We start from the raw sequence: 21,054 nt of genomic DNA, 5'->3' as shown, positions 1-21,054 counted from the left end.
TCCGATCAGGACGTGCGGACCTGGACAAACGGCGGACGGATGACCTCACAGCGCAGGCGGCGGCCGCGGACGTCGACCTCGACCTGCGCACCCGGTTCGATGCCCGCCTCGGTATCGAACAGAGCCAGGGCGATGCCGATCTGCAGCGTGGGCGAGAACGTGCCAGAGGTCGTTTCGCCGACGGGTACGCCGTCGCGCAATACCGACTGTCCCTGCCGCAGCACGCCCCGGTCGAGTGCCCTGAGTCCCAACAGGATTCGCCGCGGCCCCGCCGATTTCTCCTGTTCCAGTGCGTCCTTGCCCCAGAACTCGGGCTTGTTCCAGCCGACCGCCCACCCGCAGCGTGCCTGCACCGGCGAAATCTCGAGGGACAGTTCATGTCCGTGCAGCGGGTAACCCATTTCGGTGCGCAAGGTATCGCGTGCGCCGAGACCGGCTGGCTGTCCGTCCTGTGCGCGGACCTGCTCGACGAGCGCGCGGAACAACGGCTCGGCATCGGCCCAACGCGGCAGCAGCTCATAACCGTGTTCGCCGGTGTATCCGGTCCGGCAGACCCGCACCCGGCGTCCGTCCCAGTCGGCGTCGGCGTAGGCCATGTACTCCATATCGGTCGGCAGCCCGAGCGCGGTGAGCACCTCCGTCGAACGCGGTCCCTGCACCGCGAACACGCCGTAGTCGCGGTGCTCATCGGTCACCGTGATGCCCTCGGGGGCGACCTTCTGCAACTCGGCGACGACGGCCGCGGTATTGGCGGCATTGGGCACCAGGAAGATCTCGTCATCGCTGACGTAGTAGGCGATCAGATCGTCGATCACGCCACCGTCGGGCGCGCAGCACAGCGTGTACTGCGCCTTGCCCGGCCGGATCCGGCCGAGATCATTGGTGAGCGCCGAATTCACGAACGCCGCCGCACCCGCACCGCGGACCGTCGCCTTGCCGAGATGGCTCACATCGAACAGGCCGACGGTCGTGCGCACCGCCTGATGCTCGCCGACCGTCCCCGCGTACGACACCGGCATCTGCCACCCGCCGAACGGCGCGAACTTCGCCCCGAGCTCGACATGGACGTCATGGATCGGGCCCTGCAGCAGATTCGTCTCGGTCACCCGGCGAGCTTAGCCCGGCGTCGTCCGCCCCTGGGGCTGGTACTCGCCTGCTGGCCAGGCCGAACTCGATCAGCCGCGGAACCACATTGGAATCAGTGTCGGGCCGTCCTCCGGAAGGGTGTGGGTCCGCCCTTCGCGCACAAATCCCATGCGCGTGTAGAGCCGGGCCGATCGTTCCGTACTGGCCTCCAGAAATGCCGGAATGCTCGCCTCGGATGCGGCCCCCAGCCGGTCGGTGAGGACGGCGCCGCCCGCACCCTTTCCGCGATGCTCCGGTACCGTCACGATCACCTGGAGGTAGCGGTGCGGGAATGCGCGCGGATGTTCCCTGGCGAGCAGGCCGGTCACATAGGCCGAGCGGCGTAGCACCGAGACCTCGGGGGCGGCATCGGCGGCCGCCCGGAGTTCGGCGGCCTCGGCCGCGTAACGGTCGACGGAAGTGACGGTCTGCCACAGCGATACGGTTCGGATTCCGTCAGCTGCCTCGGCGATCCAGATCTCGTCCTCGCGCAGCGCCTTGTCGATGAGATCGGGCACCCAGCCCGCGAGGAACCGATCGGCGGAATGGCCGTGCAGTATCCACGCGGCCACCGCCTCATCAATGGCGGCCGCGGCGAATGCGGCGATGAGCGGATCACGATCCACCGCAGTCGCCTGTCGAACGGTCGAACCGGTCCCCATAACGCAATCCTCTCGCCGTGAACGGTGTCCGCATTCGCCAATGTAGATAGGACATGCAGGGGTTGCCAGCTACAACCGAACTCGTGCTGGTCGAAAGTGCTCCCGCACCAACGACATCGGCGGACCTACGGGCCACGCTCAACCACTCCGCCCGGTCCCGAACCGGACTTCACCGTCCTGCTCGATACCGGCCTCCAACTGCTCCTCGACGGGATAGCGGCGCGTCTGCCCAGTAACCTGTGCCCATGACCGCTGTTGCAGATCGCTCGCTCGGACCGGAACTGGACTTGGTCGACATCATCGGCCCTGACACCGACGTTCTGGTGATCGGATTGGTGTCCGGTGACGACGGCCCGACGATCGCCACCCTGGAGGACGACTTCGTCGACAACATCCTCACCGCGGAGGTGCGCGCCGCGCTTCAGGAACAGCTGCGCGCCGTCGGCGCGAAGGGCAAGGCCGAGGAACTGACCCGGATTCCGGCGCCCGCCGGTCTGGGTGCGAAGAGTGTGCTCGCCGTCGGGCTCGGCGCCGCGGACAAGATCGATGCCGAGCAGATCCGTCGCTCGGCCGGTGTGGCCGCACGCTCGCTGACCGGTGTCGGCCGGGCCGTGACCACGCTGTCGGGTCTGGAGGGCGGCATCGGCCCGACCGCCGAGGGGTTCTTCCTCGGCGCGTACACATTCACCGCGTTCAAATCCGAGAGCGCCAATGGCAAACCGGATGAGCAGCCGGTGCGCAAGGTCGAGCTCCTGGTCGGCGATCCGAGCGCGTCCTATCGCAAGGGTTTCGAGCACGACTGGGTGGTCGCAGAATCGATCGCCACCGCACGCGATTTCGTCAATACCCCGCCCAGCCACCTGTACCCGGCCGAATTCGCCGCCCGCGCAAAGACTCTCGGCGAGGCCGCCGGTCTGCAGGTGGAGGTGCTCGACGATCAGGAACTCGCCGACGGCGGCTACGGCGGTGTGCTCGGCGTCGGCAAGGGCTCATCGCGCCCGCCCCGACTGGTCCGCCTGACCTATCGCGGGGGCGATAAGAAGAAGGTCGCCCTGATCGGCAAGGGCATCACCTTCGACACCGGCGGTATCTCCATCAAGCCGGCCGCGAATATGGAGAATATGACCTCGGATATGGCGGGCGCCGCCGCGGTCATCGCGGCTACTGTCGCCGCGGCCAAGCTCGAGCTGCCGGTCACCGTGATCGCAACCGTCCCGATGGCGGAGAACATGCCATCGGCCACCGCCCAGCGCCCCGGCGATGTGCTCACCCAGTACGGCGGCAAGACCGTCGAGGTGCTGAACACCGATGCCGAGGGCCGCCTCATCCTGGCCGACGCGATCGTGCGCGCGAGCGAGGACGAGCCGGACTACCTCATCGACGTCGCCACCCTGACCGGCGCCCAGATGGTCGCGCTCGGCACCCGCACCCCCGGCGTCATGGGCACCGACGACTTCCGCGACCGCGTCGCCCGTATCTCCCGGCTGGCGGGCGAAAACGGCTGGGCCATGCCGCTTCCCACCGAACTGCGGGCCGACCTGAACTCCAAGGTCGCCGATCTGGCCAATGTCGCACCACACCGTTGGGGCGGCATGCTCTCGGCGGCGATCTTCCTCAAGGAGTTCGTCCCGGAAGGCGTGCAGTGGGCGCATCTGGATGTCGCGGGCCCGGCCTACAACACCGGCGGCCCCTTCGGCTACATCGGTAAGGGCGGCACCGGGGTTCCGGTGCGCACGCTGGTCTCGGTGATCGAGGACATCGCGGCCGAGGATCTGTCGGACGCATCGGAGTAACCACCGCAGCTCGACAACGAACGGAACGCCCGTCGCGGATCGCCGCGACGGGCTCCGCGCCGCCGGTCGCCAGTGGCTCGAACTCCACTGCGGGGGAGCCGGTTGCGCCACGGCGGTCTTCGCGCCGAGAACAAATTGAACGAAACGAACAGTCGCTAGAGCTCGCCCAGATCGCGTTCCAGCGCCCGCTGGCGCTCGATCCGCTTGCGGGCGTCGTAATCACGCATCCGTTGTGGATATCCGGTTTTGCGAACGTCGTAGACGGGGATCCGCAAATCACCGGCTAGTCGTTGCGCTCCGCGTTCGCCGACGACCCGGCGCGTCCATTCGCCGTCGGCCGCGACCAACACGACAGTGACATCGGTCACCGTCGTCTTGGGTTCTACGTAGCCTTCGACCCCGGTATGGGTGCTTACCCACTCGGCGAGATAGCGGGCATCCGCACCATTGCCCATTCCCCCACGTAAACCGCTGCCACCCCGGGCCGCGCCGCTCCGGAAACGATCCAGCAAACCCAACGACGCCGACCTCCTTTCACTTGCGATCGGGCGCTCGGCGCCCGTCATTCCATCTTGCCAGCCCACCGCAGTTCGCTGCCCTGTGCTACACGTCTCGCTGGCGAGTGCAAGGATGGATCGCGGTACAAGAACCGCACAGATCTCCGGTGCCACGCACAATGATCGGTGGCTTTCGGGCTTTCGCCGCGACCCGCGGTGGGCGCCCGCAGTGAGATCAACTGTTGTAGAACCCGTCGAGCAGTCAGAGGAGTCAACGGACATGGCCTTCTCCGTCCAGATGCCCGCTCTTGGTGAGAGCGTCACCGAGGGAACGGTGACCAGGTGGCTGAAGCAGGAAGGAGACACGGTCGAGGTCGACGAGCCACTGCTCGAGGTCTCCACCGATAAGGTCGACACCGAGATCCCGTCCCCGACGGCGGGTGTGTTGTCGAAGATCGTCGCGCAGGAAGACGATGTCGTCGAGGTCGGTGGTGAGCTCGGTGTGATCAGCGAAGCCGGTGAGGCGCCCGCGCCCGCCGCCGCTCCCGCACCGGCCGCCGCGCCTGCACCCGCACCGGCCCTCGCGCCCGCCCCGGAACCGGCCGCCGCGTCGGTCGCCGCCGCGGCCCCCGCCCCCGCACCCGCGGCTCCTGCCGCACCCGTCCCCGCCGCCGCGTCCGGCACCCCGGTCAAGATGCCGGAACTCGGCGAGTCGGTCACCGAGGGCACCGTCACCCGCTGGCTCAAGCAGGTCGGTGACCAGGTCGCCGTCGATGAGCCGCTGCTCGAGGTCTCCACCGATAAGGTCGATACCGAGATCCCGTCGCCCGTCGCGGGCACCCTGCTGGAGATCTCCGCGCAGGAAGACGATGTCGTCGCCGTCGGTGGACAGCTCGGCGTGATCGGCAGTGGTGCCCCCGCGGCCGCCGCACCGGCCCCCGCCCCTGCTGCCCCGGCTCCGGCTGCCCCTGCTCCTGCCCCCGCCGCACCTGCTCCGGCACCGGCCCCTGCGGCCGCCGCGCCCGCGCCGGCGCCCGCCGCACCGGCCCCTGCCGCACCCGCCCCTGCGCCCAAGCCCGCACCGGCTCCGGTCGCGACTGCTCCGGCTCAGGAGCCCTCCGGCAACGGCGCGACCCCGTACGTCACTCCGCTGGTGCGCAAGCTGGCCGAGGAGAACAGCGTCAACCTCGCCAGCATCACCGGTTCCGGTGTCGGTGGGCGCATCCGCAAGCAGGATGTGCTCGCCGCCGTGGAGGCCAGGCAGGCTCCTGCCGCCGCACCCACCCCTGCCGCCGCACCGGTCGCCAAGGCCCCCGCGCCCGCCGTCCCGTCGCAGCTCGCGCATCTGCGCGGCACCGTGCAGAAGGCGAGTCGCATCCGGCAGATCACCGCGACCAAGACCAGGGAATCGCTGCAGACCACCGCGCAGCTGACCCAGGTGCACGAGGCGGATGTCACCAAGATCGCGGCCCTGCGCAGCCAGGCCAAGGCCGCGTTCAAGGACCGCGAGGGCGTCAACCTGACGTTCCTGCCGTTCTTCGCCAAGGCGGTCGTCGAGGCGCTCGGCGTGCACCCGAATGTGAACGCCAGCTACGACGAGGCCACCAAGGAGATCACCTACCACGCCTCGGTGCACCTCGGCATTGCCGTCGACACCGAGCAGGGTCTGCTGTCCCCGGTGATCCACAACGCCAGCGACCTGTCGCTGGCCGGACTGGCCCGCGCCATCGCCGATATCGCCAACCGCGCCCGCACCAGCCGCCTCAAGCCGGACGAGTTGGCCGGTGGCACCTTCACCATTACCAATATCGGCAGCCAGGGCGCGCTGTTCGACACCCCGATCCTGCTTCCGCCGCAGGCGGGCATGCTCGGCACGGGTGCGATCGTCAAGCGTCCGGTGGTGGTCACCGATGAGACCGGCAACGAGTCCATCGGTGTGCGGTCGATGTGCTACCTGCCGCTCACCTACGATCACCGCCTCATCGACGGCGCGGACGCCGGTCGCTTCCTGACCACGATCCGGCACCGGCTCGAGGAAGCGGCGTTCGAGGCTGATCTCGGCCTGTAATCGGAAGGTCGTCTGTCCCGTATGAAGGTGGTGATCGCCGGTTCGTCCGGGCTGATCGGAACGGCACTCGTCGCGGCATTGCGCCGCGACGGGCACGATGTCGCCCGATTGGTACGCCGTACCCCCAACGCGCCGGACGAATACCGCTGGGATCCCGCTCGCGCCGATCTGGACGAGCGGGCCCTGCGGGGCGCCGACGCGGTGGTCAACCTCTGCGGGGCGGGCATCGGACGACGGCGCTGGAACGGCAGCTACAAACAGGAGCTGCGCGACAGCCGAATCACCCCGACCGACGTCCTGTCCAACGCGGTCGCCGCCGCGGGCGTGCCGGTGCTGGTGAATGCCAGCGGCGTGCACTTCTACGGCGGCGCGACCGGCAGTCGGGTGGTCGACGAAACCGCCCCGGCGGGAACGGGTTTCCTCGCCACCCTGTGCCGGGATTGGGAGGCCGCCACCAAGCCCGCCGTCGACGCAGGCGTGCGCACGGTATTGCTGCGCAGTGCCGTGGTGCTGTCGCACGGCGGCGGCATGCTCGGCATGCTGCAGCCGCTGTACTCGCTCGGTCTCGGCGGCCGACTGGGTAACGGTCGCCAGTACACGCCGTGGATCTCGATGGCCGACGAGATCGGCGCGATCGTCTTCGCGATCACCAACGACAGCGTTTCCGGGCCGATCAATGCGGTCGGCCCGGCGCCGGTCACCAATGCCGAATTCAATCGCGCGCTCGGCCGCATTCTGCACCGGCCGACGCCGTTTGTGGTGCCCGCGTTCGCATTGCGCACGCTGATCGGTGAATTCGCCGACGAGGCGATTTTGCACGGGCCGCGGGCGATTCCGACTGTGCTGGAGGAAGCGGGTTATCCGTTCCAGCATCAGACCATCGGTGCCGCGCTCGCGGCTATCCTCGGGCACGATGGCGACCGATGAGGCCGGGGGCCGGAACAGGTGCGGCACGGTGTCGACCGCGCAATCACCGGCCACGCTGATCCGATGTGCCCACGATCCAGCGCCCCAATGACCCAGCGCCCCAATGACCCAGCGCCGCAATGACCCAGCGCCGCAATGACCCAGCGCCGCAATGGAGTAGATCGATGACCGAGCTAGAGACCCTGCCTGCCATGGTCATTCGTGACGCGCACGAGGGAGATCTGCCGGAGGTCCTCGACATCCACAACGCGAATATCGCCACCTCCACCGCCATCTGGGACCACGAGCAGGTCGATCTCGACGATCGACTCGCCTGGTTCCGCGATCGCACGGCCGCCGGATTGCCCATCCTGGTCGCCGAAATCGAGGGCGAGGTCGCCGGTTACGCCAGCTACGGGCCGTGGCGGACCCGCTCGGGCTACCGCTTCACCGTGGAGAATTCGGTCTATATCGCCGATCGATTCCAGCGTCGCGGCATCGCGAGCGCCCTGCTCACCGAGTTGATCGCGCGTGCACGCCGGACGGGCACGGTACACGCCATGGTCGCCGCCATCGAATCCAGCAATACCGGTTCGATCGCACTGCACGAGCGCTTCGACTTCCGCACGGTCGGCGAACTGCCGGAAGTGGGCCGCAAATTCGGCCGCTGGATGGATCTGACGCTGATGCAGCTGACACTGCCGGTCGAGGGCGACTGAATCCTGCGGCGATGCTCAGGTTCTCGAAAGTAAACCTGGCTACCCTGTGGCATCCAACACAACCAGGCCGGTTCACTCGGATGTAACTCTGGGCGTACCGTCATCGGTGTGAACGACACGCGCACCACCTGGTCCGCCCGATTCGATACGACCCCGATCGTGGTCGAGGATCTCGGACTCATCGATTACCACAGCGCCTGGGAACTCCAGCGGTCGATCGCCGCGCAGCGGGCCCAGGGTCAGGGATCGGACCATCTGCTCCTGCTGGAGCATCCGTCGGTGTATACGGCTGGCCGCCGCACCGAGGCCGAGGACCTGCCGATCGATGGCAGTCCGGTGGTGCAGGTCGATCGCGGCGGCAAGATCACCTGGCACGGTCCCGGCCAGCTCGTCGGCTATCCGATCGTGCGGCTGGCCGAGCCGGTGGATGTCGTCCAGTATGTGCGCAGGCTCGAAGAGGCCCTGATCACCGTATGCACCGATCTCGGCCTGGACTGCGGTCGTGTCGAAGGACGTTCCGGTGTCTGGCTGCCCGCCACCGAACTCTTCTCCGAACGCAAGGTCGCCCAGATCGGCGTGCGGGTCCAGCAGGGCGTCGCGTTGCACGGCATTTCGCTCAACTGCAATTCCGCCCTCGACGGCTTCCAGGCGATCGTCCCCTGCGGCATCCGCGACGCTGGTGTCACCACCCTGACTCGCGAGCTCGGCCGTGAGGTGACGGTGGCCGAGGTGAAGCCGCTCGTGGCCGATGCGATCGTCCGCGCGCTCAATGGCGAACTCCCGGTGACCGCCCGCGATATCGCCCGCGTCACACCCGCCGGATCGCCCGCCACCTCCGAATGAGCGGGTGGCTGGGCCCCGCGCGGGCTATGGGCGGACTGCGTCGGGCTGCGCTATCGGGCAAGGCGTAAGGTCGATCGAGTGACCTCAGCTTCAGCACCGGCAGGACGCAAACTGCTACGCATCGAGGCGCGCAACGCGGAGACCCCGATCGAGCGCAAGCCTCAATGGATTCGGACCCGAGCGAAGATGGGCCCCGAGTACACCGAACTCAAGGGCCTGGTGAAACGCGAGGGCCTGCACACGGTGTGTGAGGAGGCGGGCTGTCCCAATATCTTCGAATGCTGGGAAGACCGTGAGGCCACCTTCCTCATCGGCGGCGAGCAGTGCACCCGCCGCTGCGACTTCTGCCAGATCGACACCGGCAAACCCGCCGCACTCGATCGCGACGAGCCGCGCAGGGTCGCCGAGAGCGTCCAGGCAATGGGCCTGCGCTACTCCACCATTACCGGTGTCGCGCGCGACGATCTCGAGGACGGCGGCGCCTGGCTCTACGCCGAAACCGTCCGTGCCATAAAGGCTTTGAATCCGAACACCGGCATCGAACTGCTCATCCCCGACTTCAACGCGGTCCCCGAGCAGTTGGCCGAGGTCTTCTCCACGCGCCCGGAGGTGCTCGCGCACAATGTGGAGACGGTGCCCCGCATCTTCAAGCGGATCCGTCCGGCATTCCGCTACGAGCGCTCGCTCGCCGTGCTCACCGCGGCCCGCGAAGACGGCCTGGTCACCAAGTCCAACCTGATCCTCGGCATGGGCGAAACCTCCGAAGAGGTCACCCAGGCAATGCGTGACCTGCACGAGGCGGGCTGCGACATCCTCACCATCACCCAGTACCTGCGTCCCTCCCCCCGCCACCACCCGGTCGACCGCTGGGTCAAGCCGGAGGAGTTCGTCGAGCACTCCCGGATGGCCGAGGAGATCGGCTTCGCGGGTGTGATGGCCGGACCTCTCGTCCGCTCCTCCTACCGCGCGGGCCGCTTATACGCCCAGGCGATGGCCCACCACGGCCGCGAAATCTCCCCCGCCATGGCCCATCTCGCCGCCGAAGGCACCGCCTCCCAGGAGGCCAGCTCCGTACTGGCGCGCTTCGGCAGCTAGCCGCTGGGTAATCAGGCACGGTCCGAAGGAGACGGGCCAGGCCTGATTTGCCGCTTCTGGGGAGACCTAGTCAGTCCTCGATCTCCGACCGCCACTATCCGCGGCGGCGTCGAGCGCTCGAATCAGTCGAGGATATTCATCAGTACGCCGAAAAGCATCAGTCCGATGAACCCGGCGACGATCACTGAAGAGAACCTCATCCAGAGCAGACCAGGCCACCGCGGCGGTTGCGGGGCGATCGCGCCCAGCATCCGGCGTACCGCCGCCGGGCGGTAGTAGACCGGCGTCTGCTGTCCGGGAGCCACTGGAACCACGGTATCCGCGGGCCCCGTATCCGAGGTCCACCAAGGGTGTACGAAGTGCCGGAAGAAGAAGTTGGGTGGGCGCGTGTGGACTTCGAGATGATAGAGGCCCGGCGCTGCGGGCACATACGTCGCACCCCATGAGGTATCCGGTATTTCGTTGCCGTTCACGAAGATTCGCGGTCCGGCCGTCGCGAAGGCGGGCGCGACGGGCCACCATCGGTAGTACTGCGCGTGGACGAGGATCCCCTGCTGGCCCGGCTGTGGACGATAGGCTTCCACCGGATCGTGCGCGGTGCCGTGCTTCAGCAGAAATCCCTGCGGGCCAACGGTATTCGGCGGTGAAGTGACGTACGCGGCGGTGGGTTGAGGCGCGGGCGGCCCATACGAGTGTGGCGGCTGCTCGGGAAAACCATTGCGCGGGAACGGCGGCACAGGTGCGCCACCGTGGACGCCCGGTCCGGCATTGGGCGGCTGCCCGAACGGTGCACTACCGTGCGGAACCGGCTCGTTGCTCATGATGGATACCCCTTCGTCCTGCGGGCCGCTCACTCGAACAGCCCACATTATCGAGATCACGCTTTAGGTGGTCTGCTGCTGCTTATCGCCCAGCAGGGCGTCGATGACGGCGGTAACGGCCGCGCTAAGGGTGTGCACATCCGCCGGACGAACCCGATGCCGATGACGAGTACTACAACCGGAAGTCGTGGCTGATCTGATCATGGCGAATCCCGATGCTGTCTCGGTGGATCCGGATGAGGTCCGCAACCATGCCGCGCAGGTCCTGAAACTCATGGAGAGTCTGACCCTGTCGTTGGAAGCCACTAACTAACTCGGCGCCGCCGACGATGGTTTCGGCTCGATTCCGCGCCCGATGGTCCACATGGTCCTCGACGACAATCACCAGAACACCATCGAGGCCCTCAGCAAGCTGTCCCAGGATGTGGCGGTGCTGCCGGACAAGCTGAAGATCGTCGCCGAGACATTCGAAGATAGCGACGGCAAATTCGGCAAGCAGATGGATCGGCTGCGCGCCGAAATCGCCGAAGCGGAGGGGCAGAAGGGAGCACGCAGATCGGCAACTGGTTCAACGAGAACACCGTCGGCTTCGACGACGAGAAGAAGCCCGACAACAGACTGATCGCGGATCACACCGACTACCGCGACGAGTACTTCCAAGAGACCAACTTCTTGCTCTCCGACGTCGGTCTGAAGCAGGACGAAGAAACCAGGATCCCGGATTCCTGCAGGGCACCATCGCCGCGGACTCCTGGGAGGCGTACGCGAATCTGCGCAATGGCAAGACACTCGAGGCGATTACGTGAGGTGCTGCGGCGACCGCGACCATCGTGGACGCGGCCTACGATCCGTTCGGGTTCGTCGGGGATCAGATCGCCGGGTGGATGCTCACCCATTCCGAGCCCTACCGCAAGATTCTGGATGCGATGGGCGGAAACGACGAGATGGTCACCGGCTATGCGGGAAGTAGGAGGTGTCGGTGACAGCATTCGATCCGAGCCGAGCTGTGGAGAGCATTTCGGCATCGCTCCTGCTTTCTCTTCTGCCAACCTAGGAATCGACGCCAAGTGAGTCGCATCGTTGGTGTCCACATCGCACGCGACCGACCGAAAGCCCACTGCGCAGGAGTGAACCGACAGTCGAGATACAGCGGGCCCGTCCGCTGATCGGCGATCAGATACGCATTCGCACCGAATACGGGACGAGGCGTACCGTGGTCGAGTCGTTTCAGTGGCGGGTGGTACTGACGAGGGGGTTATCATGAGCGGGCTCGAGCACGCCGCGCAGCTGGTGCAATTCTGGCGAGCGATCGAAATGTTCAGTCCACAAAAGGTTCCCGAGCTGACGCGGCGGTCCAACCAGGTTCCCAACCCCGTCGTCGTGGACGTGGCGGCCAACGATCTCGCACCATGGGACCCTGATCATCGGTTGCGGCGGATTCCTCTGGAGCACGGAAAGACTTGGCAGTACACGGTTTACGGTGGCCTCTACAACGTGATGAAGGTTCGCGACGAGCTGATCCGGGTGTTCGGTGCGGACCGTAGCCAGCCTGATGGTCGGCGCGACGACACCACGGCGATGTTCGCGTTTACCGTAAACGCGGATGGCGCACTGGTCGAGAACTCGCCGACCCTGTCGGCGTGTGCGTGGGCGATGAGTCGGCTTCGGTCGCCAGGTCCAAAGGATCGTGGCTGGCTGGACGGATTCGAGGATGACGAACTCGGCTTCATCGCAGGCCTCAACAAGCTGGCGCCGCCCAATGTGGGTAACGCCAGACAAGCAGATCAGCCACAATCCCCATTGTCGCGAGCTGTCGACGCTCTCGGCAGGCAAGCGCGGGCCGCGACTTCGGAGGCGGTCAAGAAGGGAGCGGGCGCCGCCGCGACCGCGGCTGCTACCGCCGCGGGCACCGCCCTCGCGGGTCCCGTGATCGGCGGCATCGCCGGCACCGTCGCGGGCACTTTCGCCGAAAAACTCCTCACTCGTCCGACTCCCAGCAGCGATCGGTCTATCGCGTCAGACGAATCCCCGGCGCCTGCACTGAGTTTGACATCTGCGGATCTGCACAGGTTCGTCGTCCAACTCGGCGAGGCACTCGACATCAGAGAGGCGCTCGGCGCCAAGGGATTACGGATCAGATGCACGCAGATCTCGAAGCGTTACGCCGAGGAGGCGAGCGATCAGGCATTCCTGAACGGCTTTCTAGCAGAGGATCTTGCGCGGGTCGAATCGGCTGTTCGCAAGGGCGACATCGGGACCGCGCTGCGGAACTATCTCACCGATGTACGCGACGTTCCCGTCGAGCGCCGCATCGATGTGCGGAACCGACCGCAATCTGTGGTCGATGGTGTTGCACCACAGCACTTTCCGGTTGGGCGATGGCCAGGTGCCGTGCACAAACCGCTGGTACTGAGCCAGCAGTTCGCGGTGAATCAGCTGATGACCGAACTCGGCGATGGCGCAGGTGTTTTCGCGGTGAACGGCCCGCCTGGCACCGGCAAGACCACGATGCTGCGTGACGTGCTCGCCGCGATCGTTGTCGAGCGCGCGTCCCGGCTCGCCGAATTAGACCGTCCCGCCAGGGCTTTCACCGGAATGATCGAAAGTGTTCAGCTCGTTGGGACCACCTACGCCCCAGATGTCCATGGCCTGCTCCCCGCGCTGACCGGTTTCGAGATCGTCCTCGCCACGGCAAGCAACGACGCGGCCACGAATGTCACCGCGGAGATACCGGGCGTGGCGGCAGTGGCGGGAGTCGAGGACGACGTCCTGGCCGCCGACTATTTCACCGATCTCGCGTCACTGGTGCTCGACCAAGACGCATGGGGGTTGATCGCCGCAGTCCTGGGCAAAATGTCGAATCGAAGAGAATTCGTCGGTAAATTCTGGTTCGGTAATGGCTCACCCGAGCCCCGAGCACAGGACGCCGGGCAGCGATCGGCCGAACGAACACCGCAGTCCGATCCAACGGACAATGCCGAGCCGGCGGCCCAGAGCAATCTCGGGATGAAAGACACGTTGGCGTGGGCAATCGACAACCCCGACACAGTGCCCGATTGGGCATCGGCCGTCACCGCCTTCAAGAACGCGCGCAATGAAGTTCACCGACTAGCGCGGGAGCGACAACACATCGCCGACGCCATCGCTGAACTGACCCGACTGAACACAGTGATCGCAGCCGCCTGGGCGGATATCGAGTCTGCGGAAGCGCTCCACACATACTGGTGCGAGCAATACCGAATGGCGCAGCAGCCATGCAACGATGCCGAGCAGGCATACCGGCAGACGTGCGACGAAGTCGCCGACCACGATCGGCGACAACCGAGCTTCTGGGTGTCGCTGTCGACGTTGTTTCGTGCGGGCAGAAGATGGCATGCCGACAGCATCGCGCTGGTCGAGGCGAGGAAAGCGGCCAAGCGAGAGTTCGATGAGCGTAAGGCAGCCCTGGCGGGTGCCGAAGCAGAGTGCGCCAGCGCCGCGGCGCTCGGGCGGCACAAGGTACAAGAGCACCGCACCGCCGTCGCTGCCGCGAACACGGCCTTCGCCCAGGTCGATCATGCTCGTGAAAGATGGCCGGGCACAGTACCTTACGGCGATATCCTGACCAACGATGAGCGGTTCCAACTCTGCAACGCCTGGGCCGACGAGGAATTCAGCGCCGCGCGTCATCGACTGTTCCTGGAAGCTCTGCGGCTGCACAAAGCCTTCATACTCAACGCAGCCCGCCGAATCCGCGGCAACCTGGCCGCCGCCACCTCCCTGCTCCGAAACAACGTCAGGACCACCCCCAAGCCGGAAACCATTGCGGCAGCGTGGCAAACACTGTTTCTCGTGGTGCCGATGGTCTCCACGACCTTCGCATCCCTCCCCCGATTGCTAGCCGGACTGCAGCGCGAAACCCTCGGCTGGCTCTTCATCGACGAGGCCGGTCAGGCCACTCCACAACAGGCCGCCGGCGGACTATGGCGGGCGCGCCGAGCGGTCATCGTCGGCGACCCCCAACAGTTGGAACCCATTGTCACCCTGCCCTTCTCAGCACAGCAGGCGATCCTGCGACACCACAGGCTGGATGAGGAATGGACCCCCGACTTCACCTCGGTCCAACGAGTCGCGGACCGACTCGCCCGGCACGGCACTACCCTCCCGACCCCGGACGGCGAGGACCAGGTGTGGGTAGGCGCACCCCTACGTGTGCACCGGCGCTGCGACCGCCCGATGTTCGAAGTGTCCAATCGCATCGCCTACGGCGGCGACCTCATGGTCTACGGCACCCCGCAGCGCGGCGAATTTCCCAGCGAGAATACGTGGTTCGACGTTCGCGTGGAGGAAGCGGACGGCAACTGGGTGCCCGCGGAAGGCGAGAAACTCCGCGAGGTGCTGACCACATTGACCACCAGCTACGGTATCGCGTCCACGAATATTCGCGTCATCAGCCCGTTTCGAGAAGTCGTCCGGGGTGCGAAGAAAATCGCGGAGCAGGCAATCGGCCGAGATTTCGCTCGGGGCAACGTCGGAACTGTCCACACGGTGCAAGGGCAGGAGTCCGACGTCGTCATTCTGATACTGGGTACCCCACCGGATAAAGGAGGCGCTCGCAGTTGGGCAGCGGCCAAGCCGAACCTACTCAACGTCGCCGTGTCACGCGCTAAGCGGCGGCTGTATGTGATTGGGAATCGACAACTTTGGCGCGGGGAGCAGTATTTTGACGACCTGGCCGCTCAGCTTCGGCACGTCTCAGCCGAGCCGTAGTCAACGCCAGTCCTGCGGTTCCAGAACGGTTGATGGTAGCTGGGCGATTAATGGTCGAACCGGAATCCGAAGAGCCCTCCACTCTCGGCACCGTCCGTCAATCTTGGTTCGATAATGAAAGGTTCGGGCTTGAACCCGAGCCGTTCCGCCTTCGACAGGTCGTCTTCGTTGATGGTGACGATGTATTGCATTTTTTCTGACTCGGTGAGCTCGACCGCAGCCTGGAGCGCACGGGCAAGTTGACGGTCGTCCACACCGTCGAAAATATGGCTGTCGTGTACCAAGAAGTCTGGGCCGCGACCGCCGCGATGAGCTATTACGGCCATGGTGAGGTCAAAACAGAAGATCGACATCTTGTTGATTCCCTGGCTGGCATCGCTCAATATCCTGGGGGTAATCTTCAGGCTGCTCGGACCCGCTTGGACGGACAGATATGCCGGTCTGTCGTTTCCATAGAGTTTGCTGACCAATTCGTGAAAGAGTCGCGTGGCCTCATCGATCTGTGGTTGACGTTCGTCCAGATCTATGGTCACTGCGCGGGTCAGATCGACGCGGGCGGCGTCTATCTCTCTGCTGCTCGCCTCGACGGTTTGGGCAGCCTCCAGCCGATGCTGGAGTGCCCCGAGTTTCGCTTCCTCTTGGGCCAATGCTTTCTGAAGTGTCGTGAGAGCCTCCAAGGCTCCGCCTTCGCTCAACTCCCCGAGGATGCGGCTCTGTTCCTCGTCGAGGCGGGCGCGCTCGAGTCTCCGGCGCTCGAGACTATTTCGAGTCGCCTCGATCTCGTCTTTCAGATAGGTGCGTCGATTTCTTACGACGGCCGCATGGAAATCCTTGACATCCTCGAACTGCCGCAGAGTCTGTTCCGGGAGGGCGACCCCCAGTTGATCGTAGACCTGTTCCAGATACCGGACCTCGGGATCAATCGTTTCCTCGACCGCACGGTCGAGATGGTCCAAATTTCGCTGATCGATGAAATCTTGGGTGCTGAGCTCCTGAATGTGCCGAGTCAACTCGTCCGCTCGCTGTTTAAGTGATTCATACTGTGGTACGACACGAAATGAATTCAGTTGGCGCCGAAGCTCGGCGATCTTCACGTTCTGTATCGACATTTCGCCGCGAAGATCGGCAGCATTTCCGACGACACTGCCCAATATCGGGTCTTTCACCGCCTTCTTCAGTTGATCGCGCGCAGCTTTCTTCGCGGCCAGTTCCTGATATCGAGCAGCGAGTGTGGAGTCGAGCCCGAGGAGATAAGCGATATTCGGTGATGCCTGAGCTTCCGGCTGCCGAGCAAAGCTGCGCACAGCCTCATTGAACCCGTGGTCGCCCACTTTCCGGATCAGAAATGAGAGCAATGCGCGTCCGGATACGCCTGGATGCTCCTCAGGAAGTCCGAACAGCTTCTGTTCGATGAGCCGCTGCCATTCATCGACCGAAATTACTTCAGCTGCAGATGAGTCCCGACCCGAATCGGACTGCACGATTGTGTGGAGTTGGAAACTGTCGAAGATCGACGGTATTTCGTTTTGCTCCGCGACATGGTTGAACGTAGAAATCCGCAAGAGTCCGGGAGTGAGTGCGACTTGCTTCGGATCACTCGCTCTCCGGCTGACATGAAGATATTCGCTCAGCCCCGGCCAGTCCAAGGCAAGCGTGAAGGTAACTCGACGAAGGTTCTTACGTGCTACCAAATGCTTGCTGTCGTAGCGGGCGCCGAGTACGAAGTGAAGCAGCTCGATCATGCTGGACTTGCCCGAGCCGTTCCGACTGTCCGTGGAACGCGAGGTGCCGGTCTTCTCCGCGACCAGCAGATTCAGCCCGGGTTCGAACCGGACTGTCTTGAACCGCTCGTCGTCAGCCGTCAGCCAGCGCAGCATGGGCGGCCCTCCTGACGAGCAAGTCATCCTTCAGGTCCACGATGCCGACAGCATGGAGCATGTCCAGTGCGAGGACGAACCAACCGAATGAGATCGGGGCGGGATGGTTATTTTCGCTCCGCCAGCTGCGCAGCCGAGACCACGTCTGGCTGACTGTCAGTGGCCGATCCAGTTGGATGGCGATCTGGGCTCCGACGGCGAGGAGTGCGCGATCAGGCGCGATTCCCTTCGTGGGTGTGATCATGCGGCTCCTCCTCGACCGGTGCGTGCCGGTTCCCAACCGGGTGGCGGTACTTCGAAGATGTCACATTCATCGAAAAAGTATGCGAGCACTGCCTTCGCGGCCTCGTCGCGCGCCTGACGGGCCATCTCCTGACCGAGGACGTAGCAACGCATCTGGTGCATGATCTCGTCCGAGTCGTCTCCGTACGCGATGTGCATTTGCTCGTAGTGCGCCCGAAAACCATTCGCCACTTCATCCCGCTCGTGCACGTCGAGTCCGCCGCGATAATACTGTTCGACCAGGTAGGAGTACGGCCGACCGGCCTGCAGGCTATCCCGGTCGTACTGGGACAGTCGGTTGAAGTCGGCTTTGTGGGTGGTGGGCAGCGGGATCGGCTCGACGGTGACCAGACGCCTGCGTGATTCGGCCATGTGCTTGAGCAACGGCTCGATGTCGGCCATTCCGATGCTGTAAGCGACCAAATCTACGGGGATTCTCTCGCCGAGGAGATCTTCCATCTTGTGGCGGTCGAGGTAGCTCGCTTCGATCCACAGCTTACGCGGACCCATTTGCTGAAAACTGATGTGTGGATGGTCGGTTCTCGCATTGGCCAGTACCCCGGAGATGACGGGGTGGATCCCGCCGCGTCGGTCGTTGTGGACGAACACGAACGTTTCGAACTGTTCCGGACGGTGGATAATAGCGCTCTCGAGGTCGCTGCGGAACTTGCCCCGAACCTCCGACACGTCGAAGGACTCCGGGGCATAGCAGGCGTACAGCTGTCGGGTGGACGTGCGGTAGCCATCGCCACCGAGGTCGCCGATATTGCCGTGTGTCCGTATTACCATGTAGTCGTCATGCCGCAGCTCCATCAGATGATGGAAGAGCTTCTCGAACTCGTTGCCGACAGCATCCTCGATCATCGAGAGGAGCTTGCCTTTTGCGTACTGCAGCTGATGCTGCAGCATCGTGTCTCCTCGCACGGAGCTCCCCCCATGGGACTGAACCGTATCCGTAGCTGCGGTTCGTTCTCATCCGACCGTAAGCTGGTGTGTCGCACGATCTTCGGCGAGATTCCCGCCTTTGTCAACGCATCGGACGCCCCCGTCGCTCGGCGAGCGTTCCGCGTAACGGCGAGTCGAACACATAGCGTAACAACACAATTGCGAGAGAAGCATGCCCCGCACCTCATCCGGTGTCCTTATTCAGGGAACTGGTACTCGACCGTTGCGGCTGGTCCGGCAGCTGAGCACGGCGCTCGCAGTCTTACTCGATATCCAGATCCAATTCTGCCCAGGTGATTCACCCTTCACCGGGTCGATCACCGAGACTGCGACACCGGGTCCTGGCCACGCAGTCCGATTCGCTCGGGCACGTACGTAGCAGTCAAGTACTGGCCACCGTTGTTGATCGAGAGAGAGCAGCTCGAACAGGAGCCGGGCGGCGATGGTCTTGCCCGCAGCCGGGAACCCGCATATGGCGGTGACTCCAGTTGGATGTCCTGCAATGCTCGGAGCGCACTGGGCGAAAGGGCAAGGGACCGTGCTGGGTTCACCGATTCCGTCATCGGAGAATCTTCCCGCTCTTTAGGTGAAGATTGCCCCGATTGCGAGGCCGATGAGGAATCCGATGATGCACAACAGGAATCCGGCGAATGCGGCTAGTAGACCGACGCCTACTCGGCGGGTGCTGTCACTGAGTGGAAGGCTGGCGGCGCTGATGGCGATGAGTAGGCCACCAACGATGGGTGGTCCGGTTATGAACCAGATCGCGTCGCGAGGGACCAGTCCCGTGTAGGGCAACGAGATGGAGACCATGCCGATGACGACGGCTATGAACGACTCGGGGCCGAACCAGTCCTGCCGTGCATATTTCGATGGTAGGCCGCTCATATGTTCACCAACCAGACGAGCACGAGGAGCAGACCAGGTATCACTGTGCCGATGGCCGCACCGAGCGTCCGCGGCGTTCCCCGCCAGACAAGTAATCCCACAGCCGCGACCATTACGGACGTAACGACGGCGAACACCAGATGCTTGGACACCTCGAACGTTGGATACGCCGCATCCGCCAGGCCGATCACCAATCCGAACAGCATCACGGCCGTCGCCGAAGCCAGGGGCACTGCCATCGTTGCTGCTTGCCAGAAAACAGAGTTCGATATCAGGCCATGCGCGAAGACGCCATCACGTTGTTTCACTAGCGCACAACCACGACTGACGGAGGATTGCTCGAACTACCCAGCGCCGTCGGCTTATTTCGCTCCCAATTCGGATCGTTGAAGTCGGCTCGGAACGGCTCGAACATTTCTTTCCCCCCTCCTACCTCGTGAAAGAAAGGTAGGTTCCTGAGCGGTCCCCACTGACTCCCGGAGTCTGCCGGATCAATCAGCACCGGCCGGGAGTCTCCTGCGGAGTTGTCCTGGTAGATCTCCATCGAGGGATAGTTAGTTATCTCACCGCCTGCTATCACTCTCGGTGTGCCTGGATTTCCGCTGGTCGGGGATATGACGAGTTCACCGTTGACGGTATGGCCGGTCACGCCGGATCCCGGCGGAGCAAACGGATTCGCCGCATCATATTGGATCAGGACCGAACCGTTTGAAAGCTGCGACGCCTGAACTTCCGGTTCACCGACCTTCACTTCACCCGATGCAGTGACCGATGGATTTTGCCGGGTGATGATGAGGCCGTTCTCGTAATCGACATACGTGGTGACTCGCGCATGTTCAGGATCGAAGTTGGGGTCCTCCGAGCGATTGTCACCCATGTCGTAGTTAAGCTTCATGCCGCCCGCATCCACATTGAACACCTGTGCAGCAGGGATGAAGGCAGCGGTGCGAATCACTCCCTGGCCGGGGACCGGCTCGATGCGCGCGACCTTGATATTCGGCGGCACGCCCTGATATTTCGGATCGTAACTATTCGGATTCAATGCTTCGGCGGTCTTCCAGTCGGTCGGACTGGATGGCGCTCGGCCGAAGATCTGCTGGAACGCCGCCGCCGACGTACGGAGACGATCAGGATTCGAGCGAGAGTCCTGTTTCTTGTCGTCCTCGATCGTCTTGGTCGCCTCGGTCAGCACCGACTCCGGCGCCATAGCGTCGAGTTCTTGATTCGCCTGCGCGATATTCGCGCCCCACTGCGCATCCGAACTTTCCAGAGTCGAGACCAAGCCCGCGAGTCTCGAAAGCTGCATTCCCGCCTCGGAATTCCAATCCTCCACGCCGCTCACGGTCCAGTCGTCCGCGACGGTGACCGGCGATACAACATAGTGCTGGAAGATGGCTCGGATCTCCGCAAGTGGATGCGCCATATCTCGGGCTGCGCCAGCGCTCGCGGTTGCGAGATCGTCGTATGCCGTTGCGATTGCACGCATCTGGGTGCGTTCCCGGTCGGCCTTGTCTTCTGCGGCCTGTCTGGCTTCGCCGCTCCAGGCCAAGTCGTCGTGGATCGTGGCATACATGGTGTCGGAGGCTTTGATGATCGCGTCAGCTATCGCGGTGGCACTGACGGCCACCGCCTGCAGCCCGGACAAATCCCAACTCAGCACCTCACTTGGAGTAGCCATCGTGCTACCGCCCTGCGTGCGGGTCGCCGGAGTTGATATCGCCGATAGCGGCTAGGGTCTGTGTCGAAGTGAGTGAGGGCGGGTCTGGTGGTCCGCCCTCACTCGT

General features: G+C 64.4%; 20 protein-coding genes. 10 read left to right on the top strand and 10 right to left on the bottom strand.

Annotation, left to right across the window (positions count from 1 at the left end):
- Positions 1-5: 5 nt before the first annotated feature.
- Positions 6-1,106 (bottom strand): glycine cleavage system aminomethyltransferase GcvT, encoded by a 1,101-nt coding sequence (gene gcvT / locus ABZW16_RS32135; protein ID WP_354959848.1) that lies wholly within the window; start codon positions 1,104-1,106, stop codon positions 6-8.
- Positions 1,107-1,175: 69 nt separating this feature from the next.
- Complete coding sequence (locus ABZW16_RS32130) at positions 1,176-1,787, bottom strand: GNAT family N-acetyltransferase (RefSeq protein ID WP_354959847.1); 612 nt, start codon at positions 1,785-1,787, stop codon at positions 1,176-1,178.
- A gap of 245 nt (positions 1,788-2,032) precedes the next feature.
- Between ABZW16_RS32130 and ABZW16_RS32125 the strand changes: the two genes are divergently transcribed.
- Positions 2,033-3,580 carry a leucyl aminopeptidase gene (locus ABZW16_RS32125; RefSeq protein WP_354959846.1) on the top strand — a complete coding sequence of 516 codons (1,548 nt, stop codon included), beginning with the start codon at positions 2,033-2,035 and terminating at the stop codon, positions 3,578-3,580.
- Between the two features lie 155 nt (positions 3,581-3,735).
- On the opposite strand, the gene ABZW16_RS32120 is transcribed toward ABZW16_RS32125, so the two are convergent.
- Positions 3,736-4,098 carry an oxidoreductase gene (locus ABZW16_RS32120; protein ID WP_354959845.1) on the bottom strand — a complete coding sequence of 121 codons (363 nt, stop codon included), beginning with the start codon at positions 4,096-4,098 and terminating at the stop codon, positions 3,736-3,738.
- A 259-nt stretch (positions 4,099-4,357) separates the two neighbouring features.
- Between ABZW16_RS32120 and sucB the strand changes: the two genes are divergently transcribed.
- The 5 genes from sucB to lipA all read left to right on the top strand — a co-directional run bounded on the left by sucB (position 4,358) and on the right by lipA (position 9,708).
- A complete protein-coding gene (gene sucB, locus ABZW16_RS32115) occupies positions 4,358-6,145 on the top strand; it encodes a 2-oxoglutarate dehydrogenase, E2 component, dihydrolipoamide succinyltransferase (protein ID WP_354959844.1) in 1,788 nt (595 codons plus the stop codon).
- A gap of 21 nt (positions 6,146-6,166) precedes the next feature.
- Positions 6,167-7,072, top strand: coding sequence for a TIGR01777 family oxidoreductase (locus ABZW16_RS32110; RefSeq protein WP_354959843.1), 906 nt, complete (start codon positions 6,167-6,169; stop codon positions 7,070-7,072).
- Between the two features lie 164 nt (positions 7,073-7,236).
- Complete coding sequence (locus ABZW16_RS32105) at positions 7,237-7,770, top strand: N-acetyltransferase family protein (protein ID WP_354959842.1); 534 nt, start codon at positions 7,237-7,239, stop codon at positions 7,768-7,770.
- Between the two features lie 108 nt (positions 7,771-7,878).
- On the top strand, positions 7,879-8,613 hold the full coding sequence (gene lipB / locus ABZW16_RS32100) for a lipoyl(octanoyl) transferase LipB (RefSeq protein WP_354959841.1): 735 nt from the start codon (positions 7,879-7,881) through the stop codon (positions 8,611-8,613).
- 78 nt (positions 8,614-8,691) lie between these two features.
- Positions 8,692-9,708, top strand: coding sequence for a lipoyl synthase (gene lipA / locus ABZW16_RS32095; protein ID WP_354959840.1), 1,017 nt, complete (start codon positions 8,692-8,694; stop codon positions 9,706-9,708).
- A 122-nt stretch (positions 9,709-9,830) separates the two neighbouring features.
- Here the strand turns inward: lipA and ABZW16_RS32090 are convergent, their stop codons facing one another.
- Positions 9,831-10,529, bottom strand: a complete 699-nt coding sequence (locus tag ABZW16_RS32090) for a hypothetical protein (protein ID WP_354959839.1) — start codon at positions 10,527-10,529, stop codon at positions 9,831-9,833.
- A gap of 187 nt (positions 10,530-10,716) precedes the next feature.
- On the opposite strand from ABZW16_RS32090, the gene ABZW16_RS32085 reads away from it, so the two are divergent.
- The 4 genes from ABZW16_RS32085 (at position 10,717) to ABZW16_RS32070 (ending at position 15,278) form a co-directional block, all read left to right on the top strand.
- The gene (locus tag ABZW16_RS32085) at positions 10,717-10,842 is read left to right on the top strand and encodes a hypothetical protein (protein WP_354959838.1); all 126 of its coding nucleotides are present in this window, start codon (positions 10,717-10,719) and stop codon (positions 10,840-10,842) included.
- Between the two features lie 51 nt (positions 10,843-10,893).
- Positions 10,894-11,151: a hypothetical protein gene (locus ABZW16_RS32080; protein WP_354959837.1), complete on the top strand. Its 258-nt coding sequence runs from the start codon at positions 10,894-10,896 to the stop codon at positions 11,149-11,151.
- Between the two features lie 208 nt (positions 11,152-11,359).
- On the top strand, positions 11,360-11,512 hold the full coding sequence (locus ABZW16_RS32075) for a hypothetical protein (RefSeq protein ID WP_354959836.1): 153 nt from the start codon (positions 11,360-11,362) through the stop codon (positions 11,510-11,512).
- Positions 11,513-11,789: 277 nt separating this feature from the next.
- Positions 11,790-15,278 carry an ATP-binding protein gene (locus ABZW16_RS32070; RefSeq protein WP_354959835.1) on the top strand — a complete coding sequence of 1,163 codons (3,489 nt, stop codon included), beginning with the start codon at positions 11,790-11,792 and terminating at the stop codon, positions 15,276-15,278.
- A gap of 47 nt (positions 15,279-15,325) precedes the next feature.
- Here the strand turns inward: ABZW16_RS32070 and ABZW16_RS32065 are convergent, their stop codons facing one another.
- From ABZW16_RS32065 to ABZW16_RS32040, 6 genes are all read right to left on the bottom strand, one after another.
- Positions 15,326-17,155, bottom strand: a complete 1,830-nt coding sequence (locus ABZW16_RS32065; protein ID WP_354959834.1) for an ABC-three component system protein — start codon at positions 17,153-17,155, stop codon at positions 15,326-15,328.
- Entirely contained in the window at positions 17,133-17,399 is a 267-nt protein-coding gene (locus tag ABZW16_RS32060; RefSeq protein WP_354959833.1) for an ABC-three component system middle component 6, read from the bottom strand. The genes ABZW16_RS32065 and ABZW16_RS32060 overlap by 23 nt, the downstream gene beginning before the upstream one ends.
- Positions 17,396-18,346, bottom strand: a complete 951-nt coding sequence (locus tag ABZW16_RS32055; protein WP_354959832.1) for an ABC-three component system protein — start codon at positions 18,344-18,346, stop codon at positions 17,396-17,398. The genes ABZW16_RS32060 and ABZW16_RS32055 overlap by 4 nt, the downstream gene beginning before the upstream one ends.
- Before the next feature lie 618 nt (positions 18,347-18,964).
- Positions 18,965-19,270 carry a hypothetical protein gene (locus ABZW16_RS32050; RefSeq protein ID WP_354959831.1) on the bottom strand — a complete coding sequence of 102 codons (306 nt, stop codon included), beginning with the start codon at positions 19,268-19,270 and terminating at the stop codon, positions 18,965-18,967.
- Positions 19,267-19,578 (bottom strand): hypothetical protein, encoded by a 312-nt coding sequence (locus tag ABZW16_RS32045; protein WP_354959830.1) that lies wholly within the window; start codon positions 19,576-19,578, stop codon positions 19,267-19,269. Before ABZW16_RS32045 ends, ABZW16_RS32050 begins: the two co-directional genes overlap by 4 nt.
- Entirely contained in the window at positions 19,578-20,930 is a 1,353-nt protein-coding gene (locus ABZW16_RS32040; RefSeq protein WP_354959829.1) for a hypothetical protein, read from the bottom strand. Before ABZW16_RS32040 ends, ABZW16_RS32045 begins: the two co-directional genes overlap by 1 nt.
- Positions 20,931-21,054 lie beyond the last annotated feature (124 nt).

The sequence above is a fragment of the Nocardia sp. NPDC004604 genome (assembly GCF_040609795.1).
In the GTDB taxonomy this organism is placed as follows: Bacteria; Actinomycetota; Actinomycetes; order Mycobacteriales; family Mycobacteriaceae; genus Nocardia.
The sequence above is the reverse complement of the archived record's forward strand: the minus strand, read 5'-3'. Positions and strand labels throughout refer to the sequence as shown.